This window comes from Vibrio harveyi, assembly GCF_030060435.1.
GTDB lineage: Bacteria > Pseudomonadota > Gammaproteobacteria > Enterobacterales > Vibrionaceae > Vibrio > Vibrio harveyi.
Genome location: NZ_CP125875.1, coordinates 3207646 through 3224328, shown reverse-complemented (window position 1 = coordinate 3224328; position 16683 = coordinate 3207646). Strand labels below are relative to the sequence as shown.

Genomic DNA, 16683 nt, shown 5'->3' with positions numbered 1-16683 from the left:
AATAAAATTAAAAGGTTTGACCAGTTTCTGGTATCCTTGCTGCGCTTAAAATTTATCGCCTAGGCTTATTTCTATAGCCGTATCTATTTCCTTTCCTATAGAAGAAGGGAAAGCGGACGCAGAAATAAGGTTAGGCTTGTTTGAATACCTATTGAGGCTGTGAACTTTATGTCTTCTGGACAATCATTTTCACGTTCATTACTAAAACTACCTTTATCGGTAATGGTAAAGGGCACCACAATCCCATCGAATCCGATTGACGATCTCAACATCGACCTAGCGAAACCGATTGTGTACGCCTTACCGTTCCGTTCGAACGTGGATTTGCTGACACTACAAAAACAAGCTTTGAGCCTTGGTCTCCCAGACCCGCTTAGCCCGCTAGAAATCAATGGCAAAAAACTGACTCGTTACGTGTTTATTGCCTCTCGTCCAACCGTGATGAGCAATGATAACGACGTACCGAGTGAGTCTGTTTCTCTGTTTACTGATTTACTTGAATTGCACAAGCTCGATAGCGAGCTAGACGTACAAATGATTCCAGCGACCGTACTTTGGGGTCGTAAGCCAGGTAAAGAAGAAAACCATAAGCCGTACCTGCAACCAATGAACGGTCCGCAAAAAGCAAAAGCGGTAATGGCAGCAGGTCGTGACTGTTTGGTGCGCTTTAGCCCAGTGGTTTCACTGCGTTACATGGCAGACTCTCACGGTACCGACAGCGCTATTGCACACAAGCTAGCGCGCGTTGCACGTATCCACTTCTCTCGTCAGAAGCTCGCGGCATCGGGTCCAAACCTGCCTCAACGCCAAGTGCTGTTTGCACGCTTAATGAAATCGCCAGCAATCGAAAAAGCGATTGAAGACGAAGCGCAAAGCAAAAACATTTCTATCGAGAAAGCACGCAAAGAAGCCCATGACATCATGGATGAGATTGCAGCGGACTTCTCTTATGGCTTGGTGAAAAACGGCGATCGTATTCTTGGCTGGTTGTGGACGAAGCTGTACCAAGGTCTACACATAAACAACGCTTCGACTGTTCGTCGCCTAGCGCAAGATGGTCATGAGATCGTGTACGTACCATGTCACCGCAGTCACATGGACTACCTACTGCTTTCTTACGTTCTATACCATGAAGGTATGGTGCCACCGCATATTGCTGCGGGTATCAACCTGAACTTCTTCCCAGCGGGTCCAATCTTCCGTCGTGGTGGTGCGTTCTTTATTCGTCGTAGCTTTAAAGGCAATAAGCTGTACTCCACGATTTTCCGTGAGTACCTATCAGAGCTGTTTGCTAAAGGTTACTCGGTTGAGTACTTCAGTGAAGGTGGTCGTTCACGTACTGGTCGTCTACTTCAAGCAAAAACCGGTATGTTGGCAATGACGATTCAAGCCATGCTACGCGGTCTAAACCGTCCAGTAACATTGGTGCCTGTTTACATCGGTTACGAGCACGTAATGGAAGTAGGTACTTACGCCAAAGAGCTTCGAGGTTCACGCAAAGAGAAAGAAAACGCAGGTCTTGTGCTGCGTACTCTGCGTAAGCTGCGCAACTTTGGTCTTGGTTACGTTAACTTCGGTGAGCCGATTCAGCTAAACCAATACCTGAATGAACACGCTCCTGAGTGGACGAAAGACATCGATCGCATGGGCGGCAGCAAGCCACAATGGATGAACCCTGTGGTGAACGGTCTGGCAAACAAGATGATGACGCACATTAACGACGCGGCAGCGACTAACGCGCTAACTCTATGTGCGACCGCGCTATTGGCGTCTCGTCAGCGTGCATTGTCTCGTGACTCTTTGATCAACCAGATTGAATGCTACCTGGAGCTACTTAAGAACAACCCATACTCAAACACTTCAACGGTTCCAACAGAAACGGCTGAAGAGTTGGTGGATCACGCTATCTCACTTGATAAGTTTGTGATTGAAACTGACACCATGGGTGACATCATTTCGCTGGATCGTAGCCAGTCGATTCTGATGACTTACTACCGCAACAACATCATTCACCTGTTCGCCCTACCGTCATTGATTGCTCAGATGATTATTCGTCAGCGCAACGTGACCGTAGAGAAAATTCAAGAAAACGTCGCTCAAATCTACCCATTCCTGAAAAAAGAGCTGTTCCTAAGCTACAAGGAAGAAGAGTTGAACGAGCTAGTCGTGAAGATCTTGAACGAGTTCATTGAACAGAAGATGGTTTGCCAAGATGGTGACAAACTGGAAATTAACCAGTCAAACAACCAATCATTGGTTCTGTTGGGGCGTACTATCACAGAAACACTGCAACGTTACTCTATCGCAATGAACCTACTGGTAGCAGACCAAGAGCTGGGTAAATCTGACCTTGAGCAGAAGAGCCAAGATATTGCACAGCGTTTGGGTCGTCTGCACGGCATCAACGCACCAGAGTTCTTCGATAAAGGCGTATTTACTGCAATGTTCAATACGCTGAAAGAGCAACAATATCTAGATAGCGACGGTAACTGTGACCTTGAGAAGACACAGCAATTTGCCAAACTGCTGTTTGCTCTGCTTTACCCAGAAGTGAAGTTGACCATCGAAGAGAGTATCCACCAGCTGCAAGCATAGTTCGCTTAAGCTCGATACCCACTCGACCAAAACACAAAAGGCATCCAATCGGATGCTTTTTTCAATCTGAGTGTTTGTACTATGCCGTTACCAGAAAGCGATAAACAGACCGACCGCAATCACCATTCCCACATAGTTGTTGTTAAGAAAGGCTCTGAAGCACAAGTCGCGCTCTCGGTGGCGAATCAAGTGTTGCTGGTATACAAACAAAGAAGCCGCAACCAAAATCGTCCAATAGTAGCTTTGCCCAAGTTCGTAATGTTGACCAAGCAACACTAACATCGCCAAGGTAATCAACTGCAGAACACCAATCACCAGCTTATCGTGACGCCCGAACAAGATAGCCGTTGATTTGATACCAATCTTTAAATCATCATCACGGTCGACCATCGCATATTGAGTATCGTAAGCAATGGTCCACAAAGCGTTAATCACAAACACAAACCACACAATCCAAGGCAATTCGCCTGTTTGTGCTGCCCATGCCATCGGAATCGCCCAACTAAAAGCCAAACCTAAAAACAGCTGAGGCAAATGGGTGTAACGCTTCATAAATGGATAAATGAACGCTAAAAAGATACCAGCAAAGGATAGCTTGATCGTCAGCGGGTTCATGGTCAGCACCAATAAGAAAGAGCTGATACCTAGAACTAAAAACAGACCAATCGCTTCTTTCGAGGTCACTTTGCCTGAGGGTAAAGGACGCTGCTTGGTACGTTTCACATGACCATCAACTTTACGGTCAGCAAAATCGTTAATCACACAACCGGCGCTTCGCATTAGGAATACACCTAACACAAACACGATGAGTACATTCCAACTTGGCATGCCCTGGGCGGCAATTACAAGTGCCCAAACCGTCGGCCACAATAACAAGAGTGAGCCAATTGGGCGATCCATTCGCATCAGTTGCCAATATGCTTTGGCTTTTTCTGCGGACATTTACACCTTCTCCTTAGCGTAAACTGGTGAATTGGGTAAGAATAGCTCAGCAACCAGCATGGGTTTGTGATTCATCCACAGTCTTGAGCGTCGCGCTAAAAGGCGCCCCTGTGGCAAATTAACCCATCCCATTTGCAGAGCATCGCGTTCAACGTTATCGGCGCTGAACACAGTTAAGCCCAGCGGAATATCTCCTTGCTGAGCTAAGTCATACTGTTGATCGACCAAGGTTGAACGAGGAATGAGCGTGCGTCCAATGACCCAATCTGTATTGTCGCCACATAAAATCACCTCTCTCAGTAGGCAATCTTGCTCAGACAATAGCTGGCTCTCATCCTGTTTTAACGTCTTGGCAGTGACGATCTGATTGTGCAGCAATTCCACTGTTAAGCGTTGGCAGTGCTGACCTAAACGACGTGACAAAGAGCCCTTTTCTTCAAGCCAATGCTTGGCGAATTCGTTAGGGAATTCAAAATCTTCGGGGTTTTGCCACTCTACTCCCAATAAAGAAGTAAGATAGAGTGATGTCGGCTGATTCATACTAGTATTCAATTGGAGGCTTTATGCGTACAATAAAGCAACAACTTACCGTCTTATTGAAACTGTAAGTTCCGTTATTTGTTATAGACGGTCTATTGTATCAAGACTGAAGCGATTCGAATATCGCGATCCAGAGAAAGAAAAGTTAGAAATATGTACAAACGTTATATAGCCCAAATTATTTTCACGCTAAGTCTGCTTATTTCAGCACCGAGTTGGGCTGAATCTGAAGAGGCAGCACCTAAGTTAGCCTACTTTACGCTCGAACCCGATTTAACTACGAACTTCTATACCAAGGGTAATAAACTGGGTTATGTACAGGTGCGTATCGATATCATGGTAATGAGTCAACAAGACCTCGCCGTTGTCGAACACCACCAACCATTGATCCGAGATGCGGTGATTGAACTATTGGGTAAACAAACAGAAGATACGATTAAGTCTTTATCTGGTCGTGAGGATCTGCGCAAAACGTTGGTGAAAGAACTCAATGAAACCCTACTACCAGAGACGGGTAAAACCATCATCGCTGATTTGCTGTTTACCAAATACCTTTACCAATAATATGAACAGTTAAAGCTGACGAGCTGCTCCTATTAAACGAAAGACAGATAAACAAAAGACCACCGATTGGTGGTCTTTTTGTTGGTGTCTGTAAATCATTAACTTAGGAGGTTTGTTGGTATTTCTGTTTACCAGAATCAAACAACGCTATCGCCATACCAGAAAGTAAGCCAACTAAGTGGGCCGTGTTGGCAATCGCCATAAATGGTTGAACATAGCCAAGAACCAACCACGCCAGCATAAAGCCAATAATAGGTTTAGGAAGTGTTAAGCCAAGATGTGGACAACGGTAACCAAGGATCCACAAGTAACCAAGTAGCGCATAAACCACACCAGATAAACCGCCGAAGTTTGCTCCTTCAACATAAAACTGACCCGCGCCGGAGAGCGCTGCAGAAATAAGGAAGATTTGCAGTAACTTTCCAGAGCTTAAACGGCGCTCGATATCGCCTCCCAATTGCCACCACCACAAGAGGTTGAACACAATATGGGTAACAGAAAAGTGCAATAACGCATGGCTAACCCAGCGCCAGAGCTGCCATTGCTGCCCTTCGAACGCAGGAAAATGCAATAAAGCAAACACACCATCACCAAAGCCGAACATCTGCAAAAAGTAGATAACGGCACAGACAACCATGATCAGCAAGGTCACTGGGCCCGCCTTAGCCTTCACCATACCCATAATGCTCGGGCTGGAATAATGAAATTTGCTCTTACGAGTATCGGCAACGTCCCACGAAGCGGCGCTATATTTCGACGCTGATGGATTGGCTAAGAATTGTTTTAGCTCGGCTTCGACTTCAATTTCATGCTGCGCATCCGTCAGCCAAAGTGCAAACTGTCCTTCACCTTCCGGCATCATCTGAATATCAATCTTGCGTGATGCCATGTAATCAATGAAGGCTTGCGCCATACGTGGATTATTTAACGTTACCAATCTCTTCATTAACTTCTCACTATCGGTAGTTCTGCTCGTTGCCAGGCTTCAAAGCCGCCATCCACACTGTACACCTGTTCGAAGCCTTGGTTAACCAAATATTGGGCCGCACCTTGGCTACTGATGCCGTGATAGCACATCACTAGGATTGGTTGTTCGAATTCCACATCGTCCATGAAAGGAACGATCGAATCATTAGTCAGATGAAAAGCGGATTCTGCATGCGCGACAGCAAAAGATTGAGGGTCACGAATATCTACAAGTTTTGCTTCACCTTGTTCGAGCAATGCCTGAGCGCCTTGAACATCGATATGTTGAAACTGGTCCATTTACTTTCTCTATGTCGTTTTCGTTATTGACGCCATTGTAACCTATCCAAAGCCAAACTTAGACACAGAGATAGTCAGGTCATTGAAAGCTGTACACATTCGCACCGTTTGTGGATAAATCTGTGAATTGCGTTGATAAAGTATATTTGGATCATTTGATCCACAAGATGTAGTAATGATCCTGATCTAACTGTGTGTATACTTACAACTATCCCCAAGTAAAAAACTACGCCTAAGCCTTATTTAGTCCGGCTTTCGAACAGTTGATGAATAATTACTTCACAGAGTTATACACAGGTAGCACAGATAAATTAGATCGCAAACACTATCGATTTTCGATCGAAAACAAAAAAGCCGAGATCACATGATCTCGGCTTTCTATGAAAATCTTACTTTAGATTAGAAGCGAAAGTTAGAACTCACCAACAGCAAGTTTCAGTTTCTTCATCGCGTTCTTTTCTAACTGACGAATACGCTCGGCAGATACACCAAACTCATCCGCTAGATCTTGAAGTGTTGCTTTCTCGTCATCCAACCAACGAGAACGGACAATACGTTGACTACGCTCATCCAAACTCGCAAGAGCGTGGCCTAAACGATTATTAGTATGCGTTTCCCAGTTAGCAGCTTCAATATTATCTGCTACATCAGACGATTTGTCCTCTAGGTACAACATTGGCGCTGTGTACGAGTTTACATTGTCGTCGTCATCCATTGGCATATCGAACGTTGAGTCCACTGCCGCTAGACGCGATTCCATTTCACGTACTTCTGAAGGCTCGACACCTAGCTCACGAGCTACGGTTTCAACTTCACCGTTATTGAACCAACCTAGACGCTTTTTCGACTTACGTAGATTGAAGAACAGCTTACGTTGCGCTTTGGTTGTCGCGATCTTAACAATACGCCAGTTACGCAATACGTATTCATGGATTTCAGCTTTGATCCAGTGAACAGCGAAAGAAACCAAACGTACACCCACTTCAGGGTTAAAACGCTTAACCGCTTTCATAAGACCGATATTGCCCTCTTGTACTAGATCTGCCATTGGCAAACCGTAGCCTGAGTAGCCACGAGCAACGTGAACAACGAATCGTAGGTGTGACAAGATAAGGCCTTTCGCCGCGTCAATTTCACCCTTGTAGTGTAATCGTTCTGCAAGCTCACGCTCTTCGTCTGCAGTTAGCATTGGGTAGCTGTTTACAGAACGGATATAGCTATCAAGGCTATCTTGCGTGACTAGAGCCATCGGATACGCTTCTTTTGTCATTCAATTCCTCATCAATCTCTGATCTGGAGCATTACATTGCAATTTAGCTTGGTCATCTTGAACTTAAAATGAACAAGTTTCAAGAAGGGCGAGTAATTATCCATAAACAAATTGTCTAAACAAGAGGTAAAAATTAGCTTGTGCTAATAAATTCCAAGTATAAGACCTTTATCACCTAAACTGGTTCAATTTCTTTTAGATGACGCTGCGCGGATACTCGTGCGGCGATACAACCCAGCAAACTACCAGTGATAATTAATAGCAGAGATTCATCCCAACTCAGACCAATCAAGCGGAACTGACTGTCGTATAGTGAAGCCAATTGCTCAACGGCATTGTTCATCACCACAGTAATCAATGCGGTGACTAACCAAGCAATGCTCGCCCCCAGCACACCGAACCACATACCCGTGTACAAGTAAGGACGCAGAATGAAACCGTCGGTCGCACCAATCAGCTTCATGGTTTGAATCTCTTCTTTGTTCGCCAGCACATTAAAGCGCAATGTATTGCCGACGATTAAAAATACAGCACCTAACATCAGTATTGTCAGGGTGATGACAATAATGCCAGCAAGGGTTTTTATGGCATCAAGACGCGCCAGCCAATCTTCATCGAGCCTAACGTCAGTAACGTCTTGTTGCTCACGGACTTGCTTGGCTATCGACTGAATATCACTCTTTACTTCTGAATCAGGTGTGATCACCAACACGCCTGGTAGTGCGTAACCACTCAACAGACTCAACGCTTGGTCAAAGCCAGCATATTGGCTTAAATCAGATAGACCTTGTTGCGGCGAAATATATTCCACCTCTTTTACCAAAGGCCACGTTTCGATTTGGTCTTTTAACACCATCACACGCGCATCAGGCATGCCTTCTACTAAGTAAGCACTAACTTGCGATGGTGAAGCGACATCTTGTGCTGCGCTCGCCACGTTTTTACCCAGCAAGTACAAGCAAGCAGGCATCGCTAATGCCACTGAAATAACAGCTAAGGTAAGAATGTTACCTAAAGGACGACGCCATAACGCGCCAAAAGAAGATTTTGCTTGTTTTGCATGGACAGAGAAAAAACCATCGGTATTTGCACGCTTGGCACTGCGACCTTTCCCTTTCTTCTGGGTGCGCTTGTTACCTACCATAGTCTTCTACCTCACTTAGGAAGCCTTGGTTCAATTCAAAATGGCGATATTGTGGGCGAGTGTTTACTAACCCGATATCGTGCGTCGCAAGGAGAATCGTTACGCCAGCACGGTTAAATTCTTCAAACAATCGTAACACACGGTTAGACAGCTCTGGATCAAGGTTACCAGTTGGCTCATCGGCCACCAGTAGAGTTGGTCGGTTTACGACAGCGCGTGCAATACCAACACGTTGTTGTTCACCACCCGAAAGTTGACTTGGCAAACAACGGGCTTTATCTAACAAGCCCGTTTTATCCAACGCCGCAGAAACACGGCGTTTGATTTCGTTTTCAGAAATCGATTCGATGCGCATCGGCAGTGCAACGTTGTCGAACACACTGCGATCCATCAATAGACGGTGATCTTGGAAAACAATCCCGATATTGCGACGCAAGAAGGGAATGTCTTTGTTTGGGATACGAGTGATATCGTGACCATTGAAATGGATTTTGCCATCGGTTGGTCGCTCTATCGCACATATCAGTTTCAACAAGGTACTTTTACCTGCCCCGGAATGCCCACCTAAAAACGCCATTTCTCCGCGTCGAAGGTGAAAATCGACTTTCTGTAAGGCTTGTCGACCACCTCGGTAAGCTTTGCTCACTTGCTGAAATTTGATCACCGTTGATTTCCTCTAACTCTTGTTACTCTTCACGACTAAACAGAGCGTCAATGAACTCTTGAGTTTCAAATGGACGCAAGTCTTCGATGCCTTCGCCTACACCAATGTAGCGAATTGGGATTTCGAACTGATCAGCGATAGCGAAGATCACGCCACCTTTCGCTGTACCATCCAGCTTAGTCAATGTAATCCCGGTTAGAGGGGCAACATCACTGAAAAGTTTCGCTTGGCTAATTGCATTTTGACCTGTACCTGCATCTAGCGTCAGCATGATCTCGTGTGGCGCTGAGTCATCAATCTTCTTCATTACACGTACAATCTTACGCAGCTCTTCCATTAGGTTCGCTTTGTTTTGTAGACGACCTGCAGTATCGGCAATCACGACATCGACGCCACGCGCTTTTGCCGCTTCAATCGCATCATAGATAACCGAGGCACTGTCCGCGCCAGTGTGCTGAGCAATCACAGGAACGTTATTACGCTCACCCCATACTTGTAGCTGCTCAACCGCTGCCGCACGGAAGGTATCACCCGCCGCAAGCATGACTTTCTTACCTTGGTTTTGGAATTGCTTCGCCAGCTTACCGATTGTGGTGGTTTTACCGACACCGTTCACGCCAACCATTAAGATAACGTAAGGGGTTTTGCTGCTGTCGATTTCGAGAGGCTGTTCTACTTTCGCAAGGATTTCTGCCATCTCTTCTTTCAGCAGGCCATAAAGCGCTTCACCATCTTTAAGATCACCGCGAGAGGCTTTTTCAGTCAGATTGTTGATGATTTTTGTGGTGGTTTCCATGCCTACATCAGCAATCAACAGTTGTTCTTCTAGCTCTTCGAAAAGGTCATCATCGATCTTCTTACCGCTGAACAAACCAAAGAAACCCGCACCGATGTTTGCTTTTGTGCGGCTTAGGCTACGCTTCAGGCGAGCAAAGAAGCTCTCGGTTGGTTTTTCTTGTTCTTGAACGCGAGGTGCAACTGGTACTTGTGGCTCTTCTGCTTCTGCTTCTGCTTCTGCTTCTGCTTCTGCTTCTGCTTCTGCTTCTGCTTCTGCTTCTGCTTCTGCTTCTGCTTCTGCTGGGGCAGCCTCGGCTTTCTCCGGCTCCGCTTCAACCGCTGTTTTTTCTTCTGCTTGCTCGGCAACGTCTTCTGTTGGTTGTTGCTCGGCGGCAGGAGCTTCCGCTGCTTCTTCTTTTACTGATTCTTCAGTTGTCGGTTTTTGGCTTTGCTCTTCATCACCAAAACCGAGCCACGAAAGTAATCCGCGCTTCTTTTTTTCCGTCATCTGGGGCTATCCTAGATTGTCTTCTTATCTATTAATGACTCTTTTCTGACAAGAATATTAACTTTACAGAAAAGGCGAATGACAAAGTTGTGAAAACTTTCCAATTAGGTAAATCTAATCTTATTAGTGTTACACTCTGTCATCTTGAATATTCTGGGCTGTATCCAAGCTCAAAGCTTGGGCGATTGGGTATAGTATCACTTTATTAGCGGTCAAAAAATCTATGGTAAGACGTCGCCAGCAAAACTCATCACAAAAAACGCCAACAACGGGCTTTGTACGCATTATTAGTGGGTTATGGAGAGGTAGAAAGCTCCCTGTTCATGATGCAGAGGGCTTACGCCCAACCACGGATCGCGTAAAAGAAACCCTGTTTAACTGGTTAGCTCAAGATGTACCGCAGGCGAAGTGTCTCGACTTGTTTGCGGGCTCAGGCGGTTTAGGCTTTGAATCAGCTTCACGCCAAGCTGACCAAGTAACTATGATTGAGCTAAATCCACAAGCATTTCAGCAACTGCAAAAGAACGTAACTTCCTTGAATGCCAACAACATTCAAGTAGTGAACACTGATGCAATTAGCTTTTTGCAGCAACCAGGGACACCTCACCACGTAGTATTCATCGATCCGCCATTCCGCAAAGGATTATTGGATGAAACCGTGACCTTGCTAGAGCAAAACGGCTGGCTTGCTGAAGATGCGATGATTTATATTGAAACTGAAAAAGAGCTGAACATTGCTGGGCTACCAGAGAGCTGGCACCTACACCGCGAGAAAACCGCAGGTCAAGTGAGCTACCGTTTATACGAACGCTCACCAGCTTAAAGCCTCGATTTAAAAGGATAGTTAAATGAAAGCATTATTGATAATGGCTAAAGCGGCCATCGCCTTTGTCTGGTTCGTGTTGATCCTCAACTTCTTTATGCCATTCCCTGGCAAAGCAGCGATTGCGTTGTACATCATGACCGCTTTCTTGTTCATCATGCACGGTTTGCAAATGGCGATCTTCATTGGTGCATTTGGCGACAAGATTAAGATGAGCGCATGGGAAAAGTACTCCATTTTGATTTTTGGTATTTTTGCTCTGCTCGATATTCGTCGTAAGCACATGATGTAATAAGACAGATAAACGAAAGCCGCTCATAAGAGCGGCTTTTTTGTATTTATCATCTCGGTAATGGCTCAGCCCATGTAGCTCTTCACCCCATCAAGGAACATTTGGGTAGATATCATCACTAGCAGTAGTCCCATCAATCGCTCAACGGCTTTTAAGCCACGCTCTCCTAGGATACGGTGGAAGAAGCTGTAGAACATCAAAATAAAGAAAGTCGCGCCCCAAGCAATTAACACGGCGGCAGACAGCTCCATAATCTTATCGGGATGCTGAGAAGAAAGTAAAAGCAGCGCTGCAATCACCGAAGGTCCCGCAATCATCGGGATAGCCATTGGTACAATAAACGGCTCTTCGCCGGCAGCCAATCCAGTAATGCTGCCAGCGCTTGGGAAAATCATCTTAATGGCGATGATAAACAGAATGATACCACCAGAAATACTCAAGGTTTCAGGCTGAACATGAAGGAAGCTCATGATGCTCTGCCCTGCAAATAAGAACAGCATCAAAATCATCAAGGCAAACACTAACTCACGGATCAGTACTTTGCGACGACGCTTTGCATCGAGATGTTTGAGAATGGATAGCACAATCGGCAAATTGCCGAGCGGGTCCATAATAAGAAACAGCATGGTCGCTGCAGAAAGAATGTCCATGTTCTGACCTCGACAGGAAAATTGGCGGCCAGTATAACAAAGTGACTACATGAATATATGTTTGAAGGCGAAATGCATTTATCGCCTTCACAGAACAACGCTTAACCGCCGCTTAGTGATTGCAAACGCGCGCCATGTTTACGACAAACTTACCTTCTAGCTCGCGTACTTTTTCTCGCTTTAGCAAAAACTCTAGCAATGCATCTAAGTCTAGATCATTCAGCTTACAGGTATGAAAGCGTGCCTCAGAACCAAAGTGACCCGCAAGCTCATCACGGTTCATTGGGGTTTCACGAAGTAGGTTCAGTAGATTGTGAGCATGAATTTCAGTCATTATTGACTCCGGTCATCAAGTTGAATTCGTCCAGTTTACTGAAAAAAAGACGAGGTACTTTGACCTGAGTTAGTAAATGATAGAGGCAACAATTAACGCATGAGCAAAAAAGTAGCTGCCACTCACCCAGACATAGGCGCGTTTCATCGGCTTACGATAACCATGTATTGCATAAGCTAAGGCGGAATAAATCATCACTAAGGTGCCGCTAAACCCGAGCGCACTAGCAAAGCTCGGCACTTGTAACCACACCTCTCCCGCAGCCCAAGCCAGTTGAACCAGCATAATGCCCATAATCACGACCGGAAAGACCATGGAATCCAATTGTGGCAATAGTAGGAAAAACGCGACGATACTTGCTGCGAGAAGCAGAGCTAACAACCACCAAACGATGTCACCATTGAGCTGAACCCAAAATGATTTGCTATAGCAGATTTGTGCTAGGAGATAACCCGCGAAATAAAGAGGTTTGCGAGATTTAAATGAATGAAGAGTGTCAGCAAACATCGAAACCACTAAACCACCAACGATCCAATATGTGTGTGGTGCTGAAGAACCTTCGGTCAGTGCCAAAATCAGCAGCAATAGCAGAGTAAAGATTTTAAATGTGAGAGACTGCGTTGGATTGGCTTGTTTCGCCCCCAACACGGAATACATCCCCGATAGCCCTATCGCTAACCAACTCCACATGCCGATACACCTTTCACGTAATCTCGCCGCTAGTCTAGGTAGACCAATCTTGATGTAAAGATGCAATCAGTGAAAGTTGGATCTCGATAGCGAATCGCAACATTTTGTAGCCGCAACTTACTCAATTAATGGTTATCGTTTTTCTCGCAATCATTGAGGTGAATGATTTAGTGAAAGCAATCAACGGCAGCGAAATAAATTCGCTGACTTTCAATAAATTGAAAAACAAACCGCCAATTTGTTCGCCATGCAACCGTTATGGATAAATAACCGACACAAAAACCAAATCCACCACCTCTGACCACTCAGAAAGCTAAAAACACCGTTCCATAACAAGACTCGTAACTACCAGAGTAGTAAAACCTCAGGTTAAAAGTTCAAACAACCACACCTAACCACATGATATAAAAAAGAATAGTCAACAAAAGCAATAAAAACCTAACCTTAGCTATTGTAGATTATAGCTAAAGCCTTTTGATACTGTAGTTTTCTCATTAGATAGGAAAAATAAGACGAAATAGACGTCCATAAGTGTTCACTTCATTAGCACAAAACCTAATTTTCTCAACTTTTGAGAAATTCAGCAAAAATAGCCAACCAACATCACCACCCAGACAAGAAACACTATTTCATCATAAGATTACTCATATTTAACACATTAAAATCACATACTTAAAAACAAAAAGAAGAGAAAAACAACAAGTCGAACACTTAAAGAACAGCACAAAAAACACAGTTTTATTAGTCAATTTAGGGTAAAAACAGTTAAGTTAAGTGCGAGTTTTGAAAACTTTTCCGCTTTGAAGTTGATCAAAGCTCAAAAACAGTGCTATATTATTTACATCGAGTTCATCAATGATTTTAGGGGTAGTGTTATGATTTCTTCTTCTCAAAAACAAGGGCTGGTAATGATTGCAGTGGTTGTTGGTTTAATGACACTGCCAATGATGTACTAAGTTACTGTTTAAAATAAAAAAGGGACGCTTTCGCGTCCCTTTTTTATTATTCAAATTTTATCGTCTACAAATGCTTAACCAGAATGTCCCAATGCATGTAGTAGAAACCAAGTGCAGCGAGCGTAATCAAGGCCATTAACAAAATCGCCGCTCGCCAAATAAAGCGTGAACTTCGTGGTGTCAGCTCCTTTTCGCATGCATCGCACGCAGCTAAGAAACCTTTTCGATCGTCCAGCTTGTAATCCTCTTCGTGAACAACCTTGTTTCTTACGGTCGCAATAAACCGCAACTTAGCAACAACGTCATGCGGCAAGCGCTCTTCACAACTAGTGATAAGCTGATGTAACCCTTTCCCTTCCGCGTGGTATTGCGTACGCAGAAGTTTCTCGATCGTTCGGGTACGCATGACTACTTTCTCAATATCTGACATCGTAACCCTCCTTACTTGACCCTTCCTTCGTCAGTCATTTCATTCTTCTATAAATTTAGAACTTTTTCGAGCCAAAAGGTGCAAATTTCCTTTTAAATTGTGCTCTTGAACGCATATAAAATGTGAAGTGCGCCGAATAAAATCTACAACGCTTTTACTAGATCACGAATAATTTATCTCAACTCATAGTTTAATCAGGGAGTTCTGTAAAATAGGTGCCAATGAAACATTGGAGGTTATCATGCCAATCTCACTTATTTTGGCTTTGTTCGCTCTGATTGCGCTCGGCGCATGGGCGTTTTTCCGCTTCTACAGCAAACATTACTTTGGCGAAGATGCACCTGAGCAAAGTGCTCAAGTGACCATCTTAGACAAACAAGCAATAGAAGTACCGGATGCAGAGCCAGGTCAAGACGATCAAGAATATTGGATTTATGTACAACGCGGTTCGATTGGACCAAAACGCGAATTTCAAATCGGTGTGCACTATTACCACGCACTCAATCCGGGTGATAAAGGCACACTGACTTACCGTGGCGATAAGTTCTTACATTTCGCCTTAAAGCGCTAATCTACGGTAGCAACCAGCGAGTCTTGGCGGACTTGGAGAACAGATAGCTCATCGCCAAGGCTCCAGCACCACTCAATACAATCCACACAGGAATCACCCATGCAGGGTGACCTTGATACCAACCGAATGCTTTCATCGGCCATAAGAAGATTGGGTGAAGAAGATAAATACCTAAACTGTGCTGGCTAATAAAACTCACCACTTTTTGCGCTTTCGGTGCCAAGCCCTCTCCAAAGTAACGACACAACATAAAAATCATCGATGCTGCGAGAATCACATTCAATGTTTTGTATGAGAACCAGCGCCCTACTGTGTATTTGTCTGCTTCTAAACTGTTGGTCACAACCATAGTAAACGTCACTGCTAATGCCACCAACCCAAACGCAGTAAACGCCGTCACAACGGAACGGTTTAATGGAATTTTCTTAAACAACACATAGCCTAACGGTAAATACCCCATGTAAAGCCAATATTGATTACTCCATGGTCCATCAATTTTGAATAGGAATAAGGTGCTCGTGAACAACCAAAGCGCTAAGTAGGTGTAAATAACGCTGTCATCGACATTGCGAACCATCCATTGAAACAACGGAATCACAAAATAGAGTGGAATAAAGTAGTAGAAAAAACCAAGGTGATAATAAGTTGCATGATACGGACTGTTACTCACCACTTCTTTTACCGTGGCAAAATCAAAACCTTGCGCTGTCCAACCCGATAAATACGCGTAAAACATCGACCAAACCAAAAAAGGCACCAGCACTTTGCCTAAACGTCGTTTGACGTAGTATTTGGCATCAAAAGGACGCGTATCGCTGAGCATCAATGCACCAGTTATCAAAATAAACACTGGCACCGCCCAACGCGTCACGCTGTTCACTCCGACTGCCGTCGCCCATTGATCGAATGGAATCACGCCCAATTCATTACGATATGGCGCTAACACGTGAATAGCGATCACTGCCACAGCAGCGACACAACGTAATAAGTCGAAAAACAGAACCCTTTCTCTCATACCCTTTCCTAGTTTGTGTAACTTCACGTCTATAGCATAGGGTAATTTTCACTCAGTTAAATAGTTAACAATCTGTTTTTGCTTATTTTTAACTCAGCTATGAAGCTCTAATAACATTGATTTGCACAATAGTTAGCGACAAATCCTATTGTACAAATAGGATCACCAGCCCTAAGCTTTCTTGGATATGAAACAGATTTAGCCGTTTCTTTCCATTAGGATGCTGGACAGATTATTAAGAGAGGTCTTTATGAAGAAAACATTATTAGCATCACTGGTTTGTGTAGTGGCTTTAGCTGGATGTAATCAAAAGGAAGAGACCGTGGCACCAACACAATCGCAATCGGAAGCGAACCCTATCTGCAGCACGGAAAATCTTGCTGGCGGCTGGTCACAAGGTGAAGTAACACCTGAGGCTCAGCAAGCGCTCGACTTTGTTCTTGGGCAGATGAATACCGCTGCTAAACTAAAAGAAATCTTGAGCGTACGAACTCAAGTCGTGAATGGCATTAACTACGCGATTGAATTCGAAATGGACAATGGTGAAGTCTGGAACACCATCGTTTACCGTTCGTTAAAAGGTGATATGGAAATGACGCAACCGGCACAGCAAGGTCGCCTTTGCCCATAACCAAGATTTACTGATTTGCGA

General features: G+C 44.5%; 19 protein-coding genes. 6 read left to right on the top strand and 13 right to left on the bottom strand.

The window, feature by feature from the left end:
* Positions 1-168 precede the first annotated feature (168 nt).
* Complete coding sequence (gene plsB / locus QMY49_RS15260; protein WP_283312243.1) at positions 169-2595, top strand: glycerol-3-phosphate 1-O-acyltransferase PlsB; 2427 nt, start codon at positions 169-171, stop codon at positions 2593-2595.
* An 87-nt stretch (positions 2596-2682) separates the two neighbouring features.
* Here the strand turns inward: plsB and ubiA are convergent, their stop codons facing one another.
* Together ubiA and QMY49_RS15250 are read right to left on the bottom strand one after the other, a co-directional pair.
* Positions 2683-3537, bottom strand: a complete 855-nt coding sequence (gene ubiA / locus QMY49_RS15255; protein WP_005451994.1) for a 4-hydroxybenzoate octaprenyltransferase — start codon at positions 3535-3537, stop codon at positions 2683-2685.
* Complete coding sequence (locus tag QMY49_RS15250) at positions 3538-4077, bottom strand: chorismate lyase (protein ID WP_283312241.1); 540 nt, start codon at positions 4075-4077, stop codon at positions 3538-3540.
* 153 nt (positions 4078-4230) lie between these two features.
* On the opposite strand from QMY49_RS15250, the gene QMY49_RS15245 reads away from it, so the two are divergent.
* Complete coding sequence (locus tag QMY49_RS15245) at positions 4231-4641, top strand: flagellar basal body-associated protein FliL (protein ID WP_050923491.1); 411 nt, start codon at positions 4231-4233, stop codon at positions 4639-4641.
* Positions 4642-4744: 103 nt separating this feature from the next.
* Here the strand turns inward: QMY49_RS15245 and glpG are convergent, their stop codons facing one another.
* From glpG to ftsY, 6 genes are all read right to left on the bottom strand, one after another.
* A complete protein-coding gene (gene glpG, locus QMY49_RS15240) occupies positions 4745-5587 on the bottom strand; it encodes a rhomboid family intramembrane serine protease GlpG (protein ID WP_283312237.1) in 843 nt (280 codons plus the stop codon).
* The gene (glpE, locus tag QMY49_RS15235) at positions 5587-5907 is read right to left on the bottom strand and encodes a thiosulfate sulfurtransferase GlpE (protein ID WP_005452002.1); all 321 of its coding nucleotides are present in this window, start codon (positions 5905-5907) and stop codon (positions 5587-5589) included. Before glpE ends, glpG begins: the two co-directional genes overlap by 1 nt.
* Positions 5908-6319: 412 nt before the next feature.
* Complete coding sequence (rpoH, locus tag QMY49_RS15230; protein WP_005452003.1) at positions 6320-7177, bottom strand: RNA polymerase sigma factor RpoH; 858 nt, start codon at positions 7175-7177, stop codon at positions 6320-6322.
* 175 nt (positions 7178-7352) lie between these two features.
* The gene (ftsX, locus tag QMY49_RS15225) at positions 7353-8321 is read right to left on the bottom strand and encodes a permease-like cell division protein FtsX (RefSeq protein WP_005452004.1); all 969 of its coding nucleotides are present in this window, start codon (positions 8319-8321) and stop codon (positions 7353-7355) included.
* The gene (ftsE, locus tag QMY49_RS15220; protein WP_005452005.1) at positions 8311-8985 is read right to left on the bottom strand and encodes a cell division ATP-binding protein FtsE; all 675 of its coding nucleotides are present in this window, start codon (positions 8983-8985) and stop codon (positions 8311-8313) included. The genes ftsX and ftsE overlap by 11 nt, the downstream gene beginning before the upstream one ends.
* A 22-nt stretch (positions 8986-9007) precedes the next feature.
* Positions 9008-10270: a signal recognition particle-docking protein FtsY gene (gene ftsY / locus QMY49_RS15215; protein ID WP_239912378.1), complete on the bottom strand. Its 1263-nt coding sequence runs from the start codon at positions 10268-10270 to the stop codon at positions 9008-9010.
* Positions 10271-10493: 223 nt separating this feature from the next.
* Here ftsY and rsmD point away from each other — a divergent pair, with 223 nt between their 5' ends.
* Positions 10494-11093 (top strand): 16S rRNA (guanine(966)-N(2))-methyltransferase RsmD, encoded by a 600-nt coding sequence (gene rsmD, locus QMY49_RS15210; protein WP_005452007.1) that lies wholly within the window; start codon positions 10494-10496, stop codon positions 11091-11093.
* Positions 11094-11118: 25 nt separating this feature from the next.
* Positions 11119-11385, top strand: a complete 267-nt coding sequence (locus QMY49_RS15205; protein WP_009695933.1) for a DUF1145 domain-containing protein — start codon at positions 11119-11121, stop codon at positions 11383-11385.
* 65 nt (positions 11386-11450) lie between these two features.
* Here the strand turns inward: QMY49_RS15205 and QMY49_RS15200 are convergent, their stop codons facing one another.
* From QMY49_RS15200 to QMY49_RS15185, 4 genes are all read right to left on the bottom strand, one after another.
* The gene (locus tag QMY49_RS15200; RefSeq protein WP_005452008.1) at positions 11451-12035 is read right to left on the bottom strand and encodes a YhgN family NAAT transporter; all 585 of its coding nucleotides are present in this window, start codon (positions 12033-12035) and stop codon (positions 11451-11453) included.
* Between the two features lie 112 nt (positions 12036-12147).
* Positions 12148-12369: a YecH family metal-binding protein gene (locus QMY49_RS15195; protein WP_005452009.1), complete on the bottom strand. Its 222-nt coding sequence runs from the start codon at positions 12367-12369 to the stop codon at positions 12148-12150.
* A gap of 69 nt (positions 12370-12438) precedes the next feature.
* Positions 12439-13059, bottom strand: a complete 621-nt coding sequence (locus QMY49_RS15190; protein ID WP_009695934.1) for a lysoplasmalogenase — start codon at positions 13057-13059, stop codon at positions 12439-12441.
* Between the two features lie 1020 nt (positions 13060-14079).
* Positions 14080-14445 carry a hypothetical protein gene (locus tag QMY49_RS15185; RefSeq protein ID WP_005430355.1) on the bottom strand — a complete coding sequence of 122 codons (366 nt, stop codon included), beginning with the start codon at positions 14443-14445 and terminating at the stop codon, positions 14080-14082.
* A gap of 241 nt (positions 14446-14686) precedes the next feature.
* Between QMY49_RS15185 and QMY49_RS15180 the strand changes: the two genes are divergently transcribed.
* Positions 14687-15016, top strand: coding sequence for a DUF2500 domain-containing protein (locus tag QMY49_RS15180; RefSeq protein ID WP_009695938.1), 330 nt, complete (start codon positions 14687-14689; stop codon positions 15014-15016).
* Between the two features lies 1 nt (position 15017).
* On the opposite strand, the gene QMY49_RS15175 is transcribed toward QMY49_RS15180, so the two are convergent.
* On the bottom strand, positions 15018-16031 hold the full coding sequence (locus QMY49_RS15175; protein ID WP_005452013.1) for an acyltransferase: 1014 nt from the start codon (positions 16029-16031) through the stop codon (positions 15018-15020).
* Between the two features lie 250 nt (positions 16032-16281).
* Here QMY49_RS15175 and QMY49_RS15170 point away from each other — a divergent pair, with 250 nt between their 5' ends.
* Complete coding sequence (locus QMY49_RS15170; RefSeq protein ID WP_005438511.1) at positions 16282-16662, top strand: cystatin domain-containing protein; 381 nt, start codon at positions 16282-16284, stop codon at positions 16660-16662.
* The last annotated feature ends 21 nt before the right edge of the window (positions 16663-16683 follow it).